At 68.7% G+C, this 15,120-nt stretch carries 13 protein-coding genes; 11 read left to right on the forward strand and 2 right to left on the reverse strand.

Annotation, left to right across the window (positions count from 1 at the left end; genetic code table 11):
* Positions 1–46: 46 nt before the first annotated feature.
* The 6 genes from ACFSXZ_RS31615 to ACFSXZ_RS31640 all read left to right on the forward strand — a co-directional run bounded on the left by ACFSXZ_RS31615 (position 47) and on the right by ACFSXZ_RS31640 (position 5,816).
* On the forward strand, positions 47–610 hold the full coding sequence (locus tag ACFSXZ_RS31615; protein ID WP_378269177.1) for an RNA polymerase sigma factor: 564 nt from the start codon (positions 47–49) through the stop codon (positions 608–610).
* Positions 611–773: 163 nt separating this feature from the next.
* Positions 774–1,586: a zf-HC2 domain-containing protein gene (locus ACFSXZ_RS31620; RefSeq protein ID WP_378269178.1), complete on the forward strand. Its 813-nt coding sequence runs from the start codon at positions 774–776 to the stop codon at positions 1,584–1,586.
* A gap of 27 nt (positions 1,587–1,613) precedes the next feature.
* Positions 1,614–2,414, forward strand: coding sequence for an ABC transporter ATP-binding protein (locus ACFSXZ_RS31625; RefSeq protein WP_378270067.1), 801 nt, complete (start codon positions 1,614–1,616; stop codon positions 2,412–2,414).
* A complete protein-coding gene (locus ACFSXZ_RS31630; RefSeq protein ID WP_378269179.1) occupies positions 2,414–3,778 on the forward strand; it encodes a hypothetical protein in 1,365 nt (454 codons plus the stop codon). The genes ACFSXZ_RS31625 and ACFSXZ_RS31630 overlap by 1 nt, the downstream gene beginning before the upstream one ends.
* Positions 3,779–3,849: 71 nt before the next feature.
* A complete protein-coding gene (locus tag ACFSXZ_RS31635) occupies positions 3,850–5,214 on the forward strand; it encodes a hypothetical protein (RefSeq protein ID WP_378269181.1) in 1,365 nt (454 codons plus the stop codon).
* 35 nt (positions 5,215–5,249) lie between these two features.
* On the forward strand, positions 5,250–5,816 hold the full coding sequence (locus ACFSXZ_RS31640; protein WP_378269183.1) for a hypothetical protein: 567 nt from the start codon (positions 5,250–5,252) through the stop codon (positions 5,814–5,816).
* Here ACFSXZ_RS31640 and ACFSXZ_RS31645 read toward each other — a convergent pair.
* Positions 5,813–6,748 (reverse strand): polyphosphate kinase 2 family protein, encoded by a 936-nt coding sequence (locus ACFSXZ_RS31645; RefSeq protein ID WP_378269185.1) that lies wholly within the window; start codon positions 6,746–6,748, stop codon positions 5,813–5,815. The genes ACFSXZ_RS31640 and ACFSXZ_RS31645 overlap by 4 nt on opposite strands.
* 266 nt (positions 6,749–7,014) lie before the next feature.
* On the opposite strand from ACFSXZ_RS31645, the gene ACFSXZ_RS31650 reads away from it, so the two are divergent.
* The 4 genes from ACFSXZ_RS31650 (at position 7,015) to ACFSXZ_RS31665 (ending at position 11,404) form a co-directional block, all read left to right on the forward strand.
* Positions 7,015–8,172 carry a beta-ketoacyl synthase N-terminal-like domain-containing protein gene (locus ACFSXZ_RS31650; RefSeq protein ID WP_378269187.1) on the forward strand — a complete coding sequence of 386 codons (1,158 nt, stop codon included), beginning with the start codon at positions 7,015–7,017 and terminating at the stop codon, positions 8,170–8,172.
* 316 nt (positions 8,173–8,488) lie between these two features.
* Positions 8,489–9,868 carry a glycosyltransferase gene (locus ACFSXZ_RS31655; RefSeq protein ID WP_378269188.1) on the forward strand — a complete coding sequence of 460 codons (1,380 nt, stop codon included), beginning with the start codon at positions 8,489–8,491 and terminating at the stop codon, positions 9,866–9,868.
* A gap of 168 nt (positions 9,869–10,036) precedes the next feature.
* Positions 10,037–10,255 (forward strand): PLD nuclease N-terminal domain-containing protein, encoded by a 219-nt coding sequence (locus ACFSXZ_RS31660; protein WP_378269190.1) that lies wholly within the window; start codon positions 10,037–10,039, stop codon positions 10,253–10,255.
* A 27-nt stretch (positions 10,256–10,282) separates the two neighbouring features.
* A complete protein-coding gene (locus ACFSXZ_RS31665; RefSeq protein WP_378269191.1) occupies positions 10,283–11,404 on the forward strand; it encodes a S1 family peptidase in 1,122 nt (373 codons plus the stop codon).
* A gap of 66 nt (positions 11,405–11,470) precedes the next feature.
* Here the strand turns inward: ACFSXZ_RS31665 and ACFSXZ_RS31670 are convergent, their stop codons facing one another.
* Entirely contained in the window at positions 11,471–12,142 is a 672-nt protein-coding gene (locus tag ACFSXZ_RS31670; RefSeq protein ID WP_378269193.1) for a hypothetical protein, read from the reverse strand.
* 390 nt (positions 12,143–12,532) lie between these two features.
* On the opposite strand from ACFSXZ_RS31670, the gene ACFSXZ_RS31675 reads away from it, so the two are divergent.
* The gene (locus tag ACFSXZ_RS31675; RefSeq protein WP_378269194.1) at positions 12,533–15,013 is read left to right on the forward strand and encodes a LamG-like jellyroll fold domain-containing protein; all 2,481 of its coding nucleotides are present in this window, start codon (positions 12,533–12,535) and stop codon (positions 15,011–15,013) included.
* The last annotated feature ends 107 nt before the right edge of the window (positions 15,014–15,120 follow it).

Consider the following 15,120-nt stretch of genomic DNA (forward strand, 5'->3'; position numbering starts at 1 on the left):
GGGTCACATTGTGAACCCGGTGGGTGGTGGGGGACGACGTGTCAGTGTGTGGACCAAACCGGCCGCGCCGGGCGAGCCCGACGAGGAACGCCTGCTGCGGCGGATCGCCAAAGGCGACCGTAGCGCCTTCGACCAGTTCTATCGTCGCACGTCACCGTGGCTCGCGGTGCGGCTGAAACGGCGCTGCGCCGACGAACAGCTCGTCGCGGAAGTGCTCCAGGACACCTACCTGACCGTGTGGCGGGCCGCGGGCACCTTCGCGGGAGCGGCCGACGGCGCCGCGGTCGGCTGGCTGTGGGCGGTCGCCGCGCGACGGCTCGTCGATCACTTCCGCCGTGAAGGACGCCATCGTGCGCGTGTCGATGCCGTGGCTTCCCACGTCACGCCCGGCGCGCCCGGTGCCGACGAGACGTTGCTGGAGTCCACTTTGTCCGGTGACGTGGGCACCGCACTCGCTTCGCTGGCACCGCAGCTGCGCGAGGTGCTGCAGGCGATGGTGCTCGACGGGCTGTCGGTCCGCGAGACCGCGGCGTTGCTCGGCATCCCCGAGGGAACGGTGAAGACCCGGGCCAGGAGTGCCCGGCTGGCGATGCGGAGGGCGATGTCATGAGCCGTCTTGTGCCAACTCGCGGCTGTCAAGGTTACCGCAGAGCGCGCCCGCTCTTTCCGCTAGCGGGGCGGCAGGGCGCCCAACCGCACTGCGTGACGGACGCCAGTAAGGAGCGCCCTGTCGACACGGTCGCGGGGGCGCGCAAACTCGCGGAGGAACAGTCATGAGCCATGCCGACAACAGTCTGATCATGGCCTATGTCGTCGAGCCCGCGCTGCTGCCGCCCGATGAGGTGTGGGCGTTGGAAGGACACCTGGAGAGCTGTGCGCCGTGCCGTCGGCGCGTGGCGGAAGCGGTTTCCTCGCACGCGCCCGCGGTGTCCACGCTGCTGGACGAGGTGTGGGAGCGGGTGGACGCGGCCGCGGTGGGCCGCCCGGCGCCGGTGGGCTCGAAGGTGTCGCGATGGCTGCGCACCTGGGCACCGCCTTCACTGGTGCCGTGGCTGTTGATGAGCGTGCTGGTCACGCTCACCGCGCTGAGTTTGGATCTCTTTCAGACAACGCACCGGCTTCCCTCACTGGTGTTGCTGGTGGCCCCGATCGCGCCGCTGTTCGGGGTGGCCGCGGCCTGGAGCCGCGAACTGGACCCCATGGGGGAACTGACCGCGGCCACGCCACGCGCGGGCCTGGCACTCGTGCTGCGTCGTACCGCCGCGGTGCTGGTGGTCATGACACCGCTGCTCGTCGTGGCAGGGTGGATCACGGGTCAGCAGCCGGTGCTGTGCCTGGTGCCCTGTTTGGCGTTCACCCTCGGTTCGCTCGCACTGGGCACGGTGCTCGGCGTCGGCAGGGCGGCGCTGGCGCTGGGCGTGTTGTGGGTCGCTGTGGTCGTCGCGCCAAGCCTGCTGACCGCACGGCTGTCCGTCCTGCTGGCCCCGGCGAGTCTCCCGTTCTGGGCCTTGGCCGTCGTGCTCGTCGCGGTCGCCACCACGGTCCGCGGCCACGCTTTCGCGACGGTTCCGCCCACCAAGCATTGAGAACGAAGTGAAGAAAGGGACGAGATGATGAGAACGGTGCGCTCCGCGGAGCTGGCGCCGACCACCTACGCGTGGCAGATCCAGGCAGAGAACCTGCATGTGCGGGCGGGTCGCCGCCTGGCCGTCGCCGGGCTCGATCTGCGTCTCGGCGACGGGGTCCACGGCCTGCTCGGCCCCAACGGGGCGGGCAAGACGACGTTGATCCGGGCGCTGGCCACGGTGCTCCGCCCCGCCGACGGGAAGCTCGAGTTGATGGGTCAGGCGATCGGCGGTCGCGCGGACCTGCGCGGCCTGCGCCGCGGGATCGGCTATCTGCCGCAGGAATTCGGCTACTACGCCAGATTCACGGTGCGCGAATTCGTCGAGTACATGGCCTGGCTCAAGGAAATGGCCTCCGCCGACGTGCCGGGCGCGGTGGAACGGGCGATCGAACGGGTCGGCCTCGCCGATCGGGCCGGTGACCGGATGAAAACGCTTTCCGGCGGAATGCTGCGCCGCGCCGGAATCGCGCAGGCGATCGTCAACGACCCGGATGTGCTGTTGCTGGACGAGCCCACCGTCGGCCTTGATCCCGCGCAGCGCCTCGAGTTCCGCGCGCTGCTGCGCGAACTCGGCACGCACGCGTGCGTGCTCGTGTCCACCCATCTGGTCGAGGATGTCGCCGCCGCGTGCACCACCGTGGTGCTCATGGACGAAGGCCGGTTGGTGTATCAGGGAACGCCGGCCGAGGTGGCGTCCTTCGGGGGTGCCGACGACGCGGGGGACAACCCGATCGAGCGCGGCTACACCGCTCTGCTCGCCCGGCACCGTAGGCGCGTGAGCAAGTGATGTCCGCGCCCATGTCCGCGCTGAACCCGCGCATCCTGCGCATCGAACTGCGCCGTTCGTCCGCGCTCGTAGTGGGTGGCCTGCTTTTTCTGGCCGGCGTGGCCGGACTGTACCCGCTGGTCGCCACTCACCAGGGGGACGGCTTGGACGGCCGGTGGTTCCCCGTGCTGGTCACCTTCGAGCGCATCATGCTCGTCGTGATCTGGCCGCTCGCGCTCGGCGGTGGTGCGTGGCACTCTCGCCGCGATCGCCGGAGCCGGATGGACGAACTCCTGGCGACCACCCCCCGGCCCGTCCGGCTGCGGGTTCCGCCTGGCGCGGCCGCGATGGCGATCTCCCTGGTCCTCGCCTACCTGCTGATCCTCGCCGCCGTCGCGGTGGGAGTCACGGGCCACACCGACTACGGGGCCATGAACTGGCTGCCGATCGTGGGCGTCGGGGCGCTCTCGTTGGTGGCGGGCGCCTGGCTGGGCATGGGGATCGGCCGGTTGATGCCGTCGGTCTACACCCCGCCGTTGCTGGTCGTGGCGGGCTTCCTGGTGTTGCTGGCGCCCATCGAACTCAGCAGGACGGAGTCCCCAGGTGCCCTGGGGTTGTTCATGCCCAACCTGCGTCTCCAATTCAACGAATATTCGACCATCGCGGGATCGATGAGCCTGGCGCAAACCGTGTGGTTCAGCGCGCTGGCGGCGAGCGGGTTGCTGCTGTTCATGCTCACGCGACGCGGTGCACTTGTCGCCGTGGTTCCCGCCCTGGCCGGGCTGGTGGTGGCGTTGCCGATCGCGAGCGGCGCGCCTGCCGACGGGGTCGTGGCCGACCCGGTTGCCGCCGCGGAGATTTGTACCACTGACGGGGAGCCGGTGGTCTGCATGACCCGGGCGCACGCGCGGGGCCTCAGCCGGATGGTGGGTCCGGCCCGCCGGGCACTGAAGCTCCTGGCCGTCCTGCCGGATGCTCCGACGTCGGTGCATGAGGTGACCGATTTTCGGCCCGGCCCGCAACCGGCCGGTGAAGCCTGGCTGAACACGAACAGCCTCACCGTTACGCGGAAGGCGGACGACGACGAACTGGTCGTGAGCATCCTGGCCGGCGCGGGAACGCGGGAGTGCGCATACCGCGATGTTTCCGACGCCAATTATCGTCTCGTCCGCAGCATCGCCGCGGCGTGGCTGTACGGCGTCTACCCTGCACCGGGCGAACGGCGAAGCTTCGGCCCCGCGGCCTGGCCGGAGGCCGATGCCGACTGGAAGCAGTTGAAGGCGCTACCCGAGCCGGAGCAGGTGAAGCGGATCGCGGCCGTTCGCCGGGCGGGGTTCACCTGCCCCAATAATCTGACCGCGGCGCTCACCGGAGGTGGGTCATGAGTCCTTTGTGGACCGAACAGAACGTTTCACCGGCGGGGTCCGTGGGGTCGCCGCGGGCGGGTGGGCCGGTGATGTCCGCGCCCATGTCCGCGCTGAACCCGCGCATCCTGCGGATCGAACTGCGCCGCTCGTCCGCTTCCGCCGTGGGTGGCCTGGTGGCACTGCTCGGGGTCGCCGGGTTGTACCTGCTGTTCACCACTCATCAGGGCGATCTCTGGGACACTCAGTGGACCTTGCTGGTCACCTTCGAGCGCATCATGCTCGTCCTGCTCTGGCCGCTCTCGCTCGGCGCGGGTGCGTGGCAGGCACGCCGCGATCGCCGGAGCCGGATGGTCGAACTGCTGGCGACCACACCCCGGCCGGTCCCGCTGCGGGTCCTCTCGAGCGCGGCGGCGATGGCGATCTGCGTGGTCCTGGGCTACCTGCTGATCCTGGCCGCCGGCGCGGTCAGGGTCGCGGGCAACACCGCCTATCAGCAGTTGGACTGGCTGCCGATCGCCGGTGTCGGGGCGCTCTCGTTGGTGGCGGCCTCCTGGCTGGGCATGGGGATCGGACGGCTCCTGCCGTCGGGCTACACGCCACCGCTACTGGTCGTGGCGGGTTTCCTGGTGTTGATGGCACCCATCCAGTTCGGCAAGACGGGTTCACCCGGCGCCCTGGGGCTGCTCGTACCCAATCTGAGCAAGAAACTCGACGAATATTCGACCATTTCCGGATCGGTGAGCCTGGCGCAAGCCGTGTGGTTCGGGGCGCTGGCGGTGAGCGGGCTGTTGCTGTTCATGCTCACGCGGCGCGGTGCGCTCGTCGCCGTGGTTCCCGCGGTGGCCGGGCTGGTGGCGGCTTCGACGATGCTCAGCGGCGCGCCCGCCGACGGGATCGTGGCCGATCCGGGCGCCGCGGCCGAGGTCTGCACTACCGACGGGGGGCCGGCAGTCTGCATGACCAGCGTGCACGCCCAGGGCCTGTCCCGGATGACCGGGCCTGCCCGCCGGGCGCTGAAGCTCCTGGCCGTCCTGCCGGATGCCCCGACATCGGTGCACGAGGTGACCAGCTACCGGGCCGGTGCGCAACCGGCGGGCGAAATCTGGGTACACAGTGACAACTTCGCGGTCTCCCAGGGGGAAAGCGACGACCAGGTGGTCGTCCGGATGCTCGCGGGCGCGGGAACACGGCTCTGTGACCGGCCCGATGGCACCGGCATCGCGGACGATTACCGAGTCCGCCGTCTCGCCGCCGCGTGGCTGTATGGCGCTTATCCGGCGCCGGGCCAGTCAGGACCGGGGAATGCCCGGGTGAGTCCCGAAGAAGCCGATGCCTGGCGGCAGTTGAAGGCACTGCCCGAGCCGGAGCAGGTGAGGCGGATCGCGGCCGTGCGCCGGGCAGGGTTCACCTGCCAGGGTGACCTGCGAGCGGCGCTCGCCGGAGGTGCGTCTTGACAGGAAGTACACTATGGACAGTCAAGAACGGAGCGATGGTGCGGTTTCTGGGGTTGTATCTGCGGTCGCGCCAGGTGCCGGTGGCGTTTCCGCTGGCACTGGCCGGAGTCCTGGCCGTCACGCTGCTCGGTGACGACCAGCGCCACCCCAGTCGCAGCGTGATCTTCGCGATCCTCGGGTTGGTGCTCGGGGTCGCCGTGGCGGGTCCCGGCCTGGGCGGCCCCAGCGGCGAACTCGACCGCACCGCCGCGCTGAACTGGGTCCGCTGGCGCGCGGGCCACGCCATCGCGATCACCGCGCTGGTGTTCGGCACCGCCTTCGTCGCGACGCACGTTCCCGCCGGGCTGCTTCTCCGCGACGCGGCGGGACTCGCCGGTCTGGGGACGCTGGCCGCCGCCGCGTTCGGTCACCATCTCGCCTGGACGTTGCCGGTGACCTGGGGTGGTCTCGCGGCGGTCGTCCCGCCGATGGCGCAACCGGTGATCCTGCGCGTGGCCACCTGGCCTTCGCAACCTCCGGAGGACACCACGGCGGCCGTGACCGCGGCCGTCCTGGCCGTCGCGGGGCTGGTCGTCTATGCCAGGGGCGGAAGCCGGACCTAGGATTCTTCGAACGGGTCGGCGGGTTCTCCGGGCGGTGCCTCGTCTTCGAGATCCCGTTTGACCTGGAGCAGTTCCTCGCGGGTGTGCTCGCCCCTTTCCGGATAGCGCGGGCCGATGTCGAGCAGCGTGTGCGCCATCACCGCGCCGACGGCCAGACGCGCGAACCATTTGTGGTCGGCCGGGATGACATACCACGGCGCCCACGGGGTGCTGGTCGCCGAAAGCATTTCGGCATAGGCGCGCTGATAGTCGTCCCAGTACGCGCGCTCGCGAACGTCCGCCGCGGAGAACTTCCAGTTCCGTTCGGGCACGTCGATCCTTTTGAGGAAACGAATGCGCTGTTCCTCCCGGGAGAGGTTCAGAAAGAGCTTGACCACGCGGAATCCGTTGTCGGAGAGGTAGCGTTCCCAGTCGTTGATTTCGCGGTAACGGCGCTTCCACACATCGGCGCCCTTGGCCTCGGCGGGCAGCTTCTGCCGGTCCAGGTTCTCCGGATGGACCCGGACCACCAGGACCTCTTCGTAATGGGAGCGGTTGAAGATCCCGATCGCGCCCCGCTCGGGCAGGCGGAGGGTGTACCGCCACAGGTAGTCGTGATCGAGTTCCTCGGCGGAGGGCACCTTGAAGTTGCTCACGCGCACGCCCTGCGGGTTCACGCCGCTCATCACGTGACGGATGGTCCCGTCCTTGCCCGAGGCGTCGAGGCCCTGGAGGCAGACCAGCATCCCGTGGGTGTTCTGTGCGGCCAGCCGCCGCTGATGGTCGGCGAGCGACGCCGTGGTCGTGCGGAGCAGTTCCCGGCCGTCTTCCTTGCTCAGGAAATCGTCCTTGTAGCCGGGATCGAAATCATGGGGGAGTTTCACCTTCGAGCCCGGCGTCACCCGCAACGGTTCGATCAGCTTCGCGATCCGTTTCGCGGTCGGCTCCGTCATCGCTGTTTCTCCTCCTGTGACGGTGGATTCCCCAGCGTGACGTCCGTGGCCGATGTCGCTGAAGAGCCGTTCGGCCCGCACCCTGAGGACCATCGCCCCGTTCGCGACGCGGTGTAGCCGAACTGTCCAGTGTGGATACTCCGGGTAGCCGATCCCGATCGTCATCCGGAAAACGGCATCGCCATTCCGTCAACACTCGTTTCCCTCGATAGGTCCATTCACCCGGAATGGACCAAATGGTAACACTCCGGAAAGGAACGAGTGCGATGAGCGCACAGGAAATCTCGATCTCCGGGATCGGCGCGGTCACCGGCTACGGCTGGGGCCGCGAACAGTTGTGGGAAGGACTCGATTCGGGCAAGCACGCGGCCCGTCTGGAAGGCGGCTTCGGGCGCGACCGTGACGAGACGGCCTGGGTCATCCGGGTCCCCGACGGCGGCGAGCCCGCCGACGGAGCGAGCCGGTTCGCCAGGGCGGTTCGCGCCACCGCGCGCGAAGCGGTCCTCGACGCCCGTGAGCGCGGCTGGCGGCCCGGTCCCCGGGTCGGCATGGTGCACGCGGAAGTTTTGCGGGACACCGACCTTTGGGAGGACTTCTACGCCAACGACCGGCACGTGCGCGGTCGCGACTACCTGGCGATGATGCCTTCGACCGCGCCGGCCATGTTCATGCGGGAGTTCGGCTTCCACGGCCCGGTGCTCAGCGTCGGCGCGATGTGCGCCTCGGGCAACGCCGGTCTCCTCACAGCGAAGGCGTGGCTGGACGCGGGCGTCGTCGACGACGTGGTGCTCGTGGCCACCGATCTGTCCACGACACCGCAGAACGTCTGGCATTTCGCGAAGCTGGGCGTGGTCGTCACCGACACCGAGCCGCCCGACGCCTGCCGTCCCTTCCAGGAGGGCAGCCGTGGCTTCACGATGGCCGAGGCGTCGGTGGCGATGGTGTTGTCGAAGCGCGGGTCACGGCCGTACGCGCGGCTGCTGGGCGGCGCGATGACGCACGATGCCTATCACGCCATTTCCATCGATCAGGGCATGGAGCAGCTTCGCGTCTGCTACCGGGACGCGCTCGCCGACGCCGGTGTGCCGGCGGAGGAGATCGCCTACGTCAACGCGCACGGTCCCGGGACGCGGCAGTGCGACCACGCGGAATCGACGATGCTGGAGGAGTTCTTCCGCCCGGACACCGGCATCTACTCGATCAAGCCGCTGGTGGGGCACTGCCAGGGTGCGGCCTCGGGTGTGGAGGTCGCGGTCGCCGCGATGGCCTATGACCGTGGTTACCTGCCCGCCCCGCCACGCGTCGCGCCCGGTCACCCGCGGCTGATCAGCGGCCGTACGCCGATCACCGGCGGGCTCACGCTGAAGTCGTCGCTGGGCATGGGCGGCCACAACACGGCCGTCGTGCTCGCGCCGTCGGGCTGAGCGAGATCGGCAGGCTCCCCGCCCGGGCGAACCGGGCGGGGAGCCTGCCGGGCGCGACTGCGAAACGTTTTGGCACCTGAATTCCGGCGCGACCAGGAAGGCGAATTCGTGAAACGGGCATTTGCGCGTTCGCAACACGAAGCAGGAAAACTTTCCGACACCGCCGAAACGAGCAGAGTTTCCGGTCGCGAAAGCGGACATTCGGTGGCTGTGGCGCCGGTGAGGTGCCGCGTAGCGTTGGTTCGAGCCTGGTGGCGGCCGGGCGAAGAACTAAGGAGCACACCGAGGTGTTGCGCGAAACAATGCCGGATGTGGCGTGAGGTCCGGCTACGGCGTCACCCGCGTCGAAATACCGGAAAACGGCCAGGGAGCGGAAATCCCGGGTGAGGTACTCGGGCCCGCGCTGCGGCAGCGGGCCACGATGCTGGCCGAACGGCTCGGCACCACACGGATCTGGCATGTGAGCAGCACGGCGACCGGTGGGGGCGTCGCCGAACTGCTCTGGTCCTCGATCGCCTACCAGCGCGTGCTGGGGCTGCCCGCGCACTGGCTGGTCACGGAGGCCGAACCGGAGTTCTTCCGGCTCACCAAACGGATTCACCATGGTCTGCACGGTCACCGCATTCCGGCTTTCACGCCGGAGGACGAGGAGTTCTACCGTTCGGTGACCGCCCGCTCCGCCGCGCGGCTGGCGGAGCACGTCGCTCCCGGCGATCTCGCGCTGCTGCACGACCCGCAGACAGCGGGAGCCGTGCCGTCGCTGGTCGAGGCAGGCGTGCGGATCGCGTGGCGGTGTCACGTCGGCACGCACGGTGGGGGCGGCGCGCTCGGCGCCACCTGGGAATTCCTTCGCCCCTACCTGGAAAACGTGCCGCACGGCGTGTTCACCGACGCCGCCTTCGCGCCGGATTACCTGCCGGCGGCCCGGCGTTCGGTGATCACGCCCTCCATCGATCCCGGCTCGCCGAAGAACCGGGAACTCTCCGCGGAGCAGCAACGGGCGCTCCTCGCCCGGATCGGGCTGATTCCCGATTCGTCGAATGGTGACGAGCCGATCGGCTACACCATTCAGGACGAGCCGTTGCCCCACGACGTGCCGGTGGTGACCCAGGTTTCGCGCTGGGATCCGCTCAAGGACATGCTCGGCGTGCTCCGCACCTTCACCGAGGACCTCGCGCTGTACTCGCGCGCGCATCTGCTGCTGGCGGGACCGGATCCGGACGATGTCGCGGACGACCCCGAAGGGGCGGCCGTCTTCGCCGAGGTGCGGCGCACCTGGGAGACCTTGCCACCGGACGCGCGCGCCCGGGTGCACCTGGTCATGTTGAGCCTGCGGGACCTCACGCTCAACGGACTGGCCGTCAACGCGGTTCAGCGGCGCTCCACGATCGTCGCGCAGAAGAGCCTGGAGGAAGGCTTCGGGCTCACGGTCACCGAAGCGATGTGGAAGGCCCGTCCCTTGGTCGTTTCCGGGGTCGGCGGCCTGCTCGTGCAGATACGGGACAAGTCCACCGGCATCCTGGTCGATCCGCTCGACTATCCGGCGTTCGGCAAGGCGCTGGACGAGTTGCTGCGGCGCCCCGGCTACGCGGCCGAACTGGGCAGGGCCGCCCGACGGGACTGCCGCGAGCGCTTCCTCGTGAGCCGCGAACTCACCGACTACCTGGAGCTTTACACCCGTATGCTGGACATCTGATCCTTCCCCCGTATCCGGTCTGGTCCGCCCGACGGTTGATCACCCTCACCGTCCGAGATGGTCTGAACCCCTACTGGGGTCGGACAGCGCTTCCTCCCTCGGACTGATGATCGCGCGGCCGGGCCGTGGATAGCATCGGCGCCACAGAAACCGAGGATGTGGGAGCCGATGTCGAACGGAATTCACTTGCTGGGCGGTGGCGTGCTGATCGCCGGGATCGTCGCCTTTGTCGTGCTCGCTTTCGCCGCGATGGTCAGCGTGCTCAGAGCCCCGCAGCCCTGTGGGATGAAGATCGTGTGGTTCTGCGTCGTGTGGGCGGCCCCACTGCTGGGAAGCATCGCGTGGTTCGCGTTCGGAAAGCCGTACGCGTACCAGAACGCACGCTGATTCCCCGCGTCCAGAGGGAGGAAAATCGTGTTGAGAAAGAGTGTCGTGGGACTCGCGGCCGTGGCGGCGGTGCTGGCCGGAACGGTGCCCGCCGCGGCGGTCTCCGGAGGGACGCCGGTGCCCGACCCGGCGGCCGCGCCGTGGATGGCGACCATCGCATCCGTCGGAGACGACCCGTTGACCCTGCGGGCCTTCTGCGGTGGTGTGCTCATCGCGCCGGACCGGATCGCGACCGCGGGTCATTGTCTGGACCATGGCGATCCGACCCGTTGGGAGGTCTATCTCGGGAGCTCCACGCTGTCGGCGCATCCCGGCAAGATGGTCAAAATCAAGGGTTTCGCGGTGCACCAGGGCTTTCGCCTGATCCCGTCAGGGGTCGCTCCGGAACTCCCCCACTCCTCGGCCGTCGCCGATGATGTCGCGATCATCCAGCTCGCCGAGCCGCAGTGGGGAACGCCGTTCCTCCCGGTCGCGCATCGGACGCCCGAAGTGGGGGCACCGGTCGAGATCTACGGCCACGGTCTGACGAAGCAGCCGGCGCCGCCGGATCCGCTGTCCGCGTTCGGTGATGTGCTGCAGCGCGGCGACCTGAAGGTGATCGACGACAAGAGCTGTAACAGTCAGCTCGCCGGAATCGTCGACGGGCCTTCGGTCTTGTGCACTCAGGCACCGGCGACGACGATCTGCGCGGGCGACAGCGGCGGCCCTCTCGTCCACGACACCCTGCTGGGCCGGGAAGTGGTCGGGTTCGCGAGCTTCGCCGGTGAGGTCCTCGGCAAGAAGTGTGGCGAGGACGGCTACGCGGACGGGTTCGCCGACGCGGCTGTGTTCCATGACTGGCTCACGCGACCGCGCCCCGTGCTCGCTCCGATGCCGCTCGGCGAGCCGCGGATCACCGGTTCACACACCGCCGGGTCGACGATGACCTGTCAGCCACCCGAATGGGCCCCTGGCGCGCCGGTTTCCTCGCAGTACCAGTGGGATCACGAGATCACCGGCAAGGACGGGGCGAAGATCTACGTCGCGATCGACGGCGCCACGAAGGCGGATCTGGCGCTCGACTCCGAACTGGCGAGCGAAAAGCTGTTGTGCGCGCTCACCGCGAGCACCCCGGGCGGCACCGTGGAGATGTATACGGACCCGGTGTAGCGTTCCGGCTTTTCCGGCGGGCCGTTCGTCCATCGCTTGGCGAGTGGGCGAACGGCGTTGCCGTCGTCAGCTGACGACGTTGCCGTTGGCGTCGTACGAGACGCCGGTGAAGCTGTCGGTGTAGGCCACCGGGCCTGGCTTAGGGCCGGGGGAGTCCTTGCTGGGGTAGACGGGGTTGCCGTTGGCGTCGTACGAGACGCCCGTGAAGCTGTCGGTGTAGGCCACCGGGCCTGGCTTAGTGCCGGAACCGGAGCCGGATCCGCTGCCCGAGCCAGAGCCGCTGCCAGAGCCGGATCCGCTGCCAGAGCCGCTGCCAGAGCCAGAGCCGGAACCCGAACCGCTGCCCGAACCGGAGCCGGAACCCGAACCAGAACCGCTGCCGGAACCCGAGCTGGACACCGAGGAGGTGTCGGCGGCGACCTTGCGTTCGATGTCGTCGAAATCCTTCAGCAGCCTGTCGCCATTGTTCGCGTCAGTGCTGCTCAACTCGTCCGCGACCGTGTGCAGCCCCGTGCAGATATCGTCGAGCGCCAGCTTCAAGATCTTGGCCTGCTGCTTCACCGCCCTCACGCGGTCCCCCACCCGGTCATGCAGCCACGTCGCCGTCGGAAACGTTCCCGCCGTCGGTGCGTCATCCTCCAGACTGGTGAACACCGACATCACGTCATCGCTCATGATGCCGCCGATCCGGTCCGCGGCCCTCCGAAGGTCGTCCGCGCTGAGTTGAGTCTCCGCCATCCCCGCTACCTCCCGTGTGATCGGCCCTCAGCAGACCCGTTCTGACCCGGCACTGACGCCGACGCGAATCAGCAGGCCAATACAAGCACGCCGTACTGCCATCGAGGCGCCTGCGCGTGCCGTGGACCTACACCCTAGGAACTTCACTCGCCAACCAGAATCCCCATCTTCGCCTCCCACCTTCGGTGGGTTTACACCACCGCGGCCACGCGGTAGAAAAGGATCAAGGTCATCAGGTGACACAGATCGCTCAATGGGTGAAAACCGCCGAAAGCGCGCCCGGCACCGAGCCGATACCGAGTCGACACCGGGTCCGACAGGGCCTTGGATACCGCATGCCCAGCCGAGTCCGTTTCCCGTCGTGTTCCCGTCGTGGAGGAGGTCTCAACCATGCCCCGACAACGCTGGTGGGCGGCGGTGGCCGCGATCGCGACCGCGGTCCTCGGGCTCGCGGTGCCGGCCGCGAGCGCCGATCCCGCCCCGCAGTGGCACCGGCTCACGCCGCCGTTGAGTACACCGTGGACGGACCAGGTCTCGCCGGACAACGCCCTGCCGGAGTATCCGCGCCCCCAGCTGACGCGCGACAGGTGGCAGAACCTCAACGGTGTCTGGGAGTTCGCCGCGGCCAAGGCGGGTGACGCCGCGCCGGTGGGCAAGAGCCTGCCCGAGAGGATCCTCGTCCCGTACCCGGTCGAGTCCGCCCTTTCGGGGATCATGCGGCACGAGACCCAGATGTGGTACCGGCGGACGTTCACGGTGCCGTCGAACTGGTTCGTCGGCCGGGGGCAGCGGCTGCTGCTGCACTTCCAGGCGGTCGACTACGACGCCACGATCATCGTCAACGGCCGTACCGTGGCCCGGCACACGGGTGGCTACGACGCGTTCTCGGTGGACGTCACCGACGCGCTGACCACCGCCCGGGACCAGGAGATCGTGGTCGGCGTCAGCGACCCGAACGACCAGGGCGGCCAGCCACTGGGCAAGCAGCGTGCGCCCGGCGACGGCATCTTCTACACGCCGACTTCGGGTATCTGGCAGACCGTCTGGATGGAACCGGTGGCGCCGCAGCACATCGACCGCCTGGACGTCACGCCCGACCTGGCGACCAGTTCCGTCTCGGTGAACGCCCTGGTCGGGGGCCCGGTGCGGCAGCGCGTGGAGGTCTTCGCCTACGACCACGGACGGTTGGTCGGCCGCGCGGCCGGCGAGGCGAACCAGCCGGTGAAGCTCTTCGTCGCCCACCCGCATCCGTGGTCACCGGACGACCCGTTCCTCTACGACCTGAGAGTCCGGCTTTCCGGCGGTGACGAGGCCGGTTCGTACTTCGGCATGCGGTCGATCAGTGTCGGCAAGACCGAGGACGGCAAGCAGCGGATGCTGCTCAACGGCCGGTTCGTCATGCAGCTCGGCCCGCTGGACCAGGGGTTCTGGCCCGACGGCATCTACACCGCGCCGACCGACGCGGCCCTGAAGTTCGACCTGGAGCAGGAGAAGGCGCTCGGCTTCAACATGGTGCGCAAGCACATCAAGGTCGAGCCCGACCGGTGGTACTACTACGCCGACAAGCTCGGTCTGATGGTGTGGCAGGACATGCCCGCGATGAAGGACGACGTCGAGGCCACCCCGGCCGCTCAGGTGAACTTCGAATCCGAACTGCACCGGATGATCGACGGGCACCGGAGTTTCCCGTCGATCGTGGCCTGGGTGCCGTTCAACGAAGGCTGGGGCGACTACGATGTCGGCCGGATCGCCGATGAGGTGAAGGCGTGGGACCCGAGCCGGCTGGTGAACGCGGAGTCCGGAGTGAACTGTTGCCGGTCCGAACCGGACAGTGGCCGCGGTGATATCTACGACGACCACGACTACACCGGCCCCGGAACGCCGGTACAGACCGGAAACCGCGCGGCGGTCGACGGTGAGTTCGGTGGGCTCGGGTACAAAGTGGACGGACATCAGTTCGATCCGGCGGGAAGCTTCGCCTACGAAATGGAACCGGACAGCGCGACGCTGACCCGCCGGTACGGGGAACTGCAGCAGCGCCTGCTGCTGGTGGCACAGCGATGCGGTGTCTCGGCCGGGGTCTACACGCAGACCACCGACGTCGAGAAGGAGGTCAACGGCTTCCTCACCTATGACCGGCGGGTGAAGAAGATGGACTTCACCGCGGCGCGGGCGGCGAACCTGGCGGTGATCAAGGGCGCGACCGGGAAACCGGTGGCCGGGCCCGCCGTCTCACCGGGCACCCCCGGCATGGACGGGATCGCCGCGTACCCGTTCGACGAGAACACGGGCACCGTCGCCAAGGACATCGTCGGCGGCCACGACGCGACCCTGCTCAACGGCGCTTCGTGGACGGCTGGGGAGAGTGGATCCGCCTTGGCCACCAACGGTTCCCAGCAGTTCGCCGACACCGGCGCCTCGCTGCTGAACACCGAAGGGAACTACAGCGTGGCCGCGTGGGTGAAGTTCAACCAGCTCGGCGACGGGTTCCAGACCGCGCTCAGCCAGGACGGCGGCGACCACAGCGGGTTCTACCTGCAGTATTCGGGCGGGGACCACCGGCTGGCGTTCAGCTTCGTCGGGCAGCGGGCGCTCGCGTCCGACGCCCCCGAGGCGGGCCGCTGGTACCACCTGGTCGGCGTCCGGGACGCGGCGGCGGGCACGATCAAGCTGTACGTCGACGGACGCCTCGCCGCGACGAAGAGCGTGTGCCTCGCCGACGCGGCGCCGGGCCACACGGTGATCGGCCGCGGCCAGTACGGCGGCAACCCGGTCGACTTCCTCGACGGCGCGGTCGACCAGGCGCACCTCTACGACCGTGCGTTGTCCGACACCGAAGTGGCCGCACTTTACCAATCCGACCGAAAGTAGGCGGATACGGTCCGCAGCCAGGCTGTTGGTATAGAACCGTTTCCGCCGTGACTGTAGTCGGATTGGTAAAGAACGGCACAGTACGCCGGCGGCAAGTAACAAGTAGT

It is taken from the genome of Amycolatopsis pigmentata, from assembly GCF_042684065.1.
GTDB lineage: Bacteria > Actinomycetota > Actinomycetes > Mycobacteriales > Pseudonocardiaceae > Amycolatopsis_E > Amycolatopsis_E pigmentata.

Excerpts from the sequence above, each read along its gene's own strand:
- ACFSXZ_RS31620 (WP_378269178.1), top strand. The coding sequence starts at position 774 with ATGAGCCATGCCGACAACAGTCTGATCATGGCCTATGTCGTCGAGCCC.
- ACFSXZ_RS31625 (WP_378270067.1), top strand. The coding sequence starts at position 1,614 with ATGAGAACGGTGCGCTCCGCGGAGCTGGCGCCGACCACCTACGCGTGG.
- ACFSXZ_RS31630 (WP_378269179.1), top strand. The coding sequence starts at position 2,414 with ATGTCCGCGCCCATGTCCGCGCTGAACCCGCGCATCCTGCGCATCGAA.
- ACFSXZ_RS31635 (WP_378269181.1), top strand. The coding sequence starts at position 3,850 with ATGTCCGCGCCCATGTCCGCGCTGAACCCGCGCATCCTGCGGATCGAA.
- ACFSXZ_RS31640 (WP_378269183.1), top strand. The coding sequence starts at position 5,250 with ATGGTGCGGTTTCTGGGGTTGTATCTGCGGTCGCGCCAGGTGCCGGTG.
- ACFSXZ_RS31645 (WP_378269185.1), bottom strand. The coding sequence starts at position 6,748 with ATGACGGAGCCGACCGCGAAACGGATCGCGAAGCTGATCGAACCGTTG.
- ACFSXZ_RS31650 (WP_378269187.1), top strand. The coding sequence starts at position 7,015 with ATGAGCGCACAGGAAATCTCGATCTCCGGGATCGGCGCGGTCACCGGC.
- ACFSXZ_RS31660 (WP_378269190.1), top strand. The coding sequence starts at position 10,037 with ATGTCGAACGGAATTCACTTGCTGGGCGGTGGCGTGCTGATCGCCGGG.
- ACFSXZ_RS31670 (WP_378269193.1), bottom strand. The coding sequence starts at position 12,142 with ATGGCGGAGACTCAACTCAGCGCGGACGACCTTCGGAGGGCCGCGGAC.
- ACFSXZ_RS31675 (WP_378269194.1), top strand. The coding sequence starts at position 12,533 with ATGCCCCGACAACGCTGGTGGGCGGCGGTGGCCGCGATCGCGACCGCG.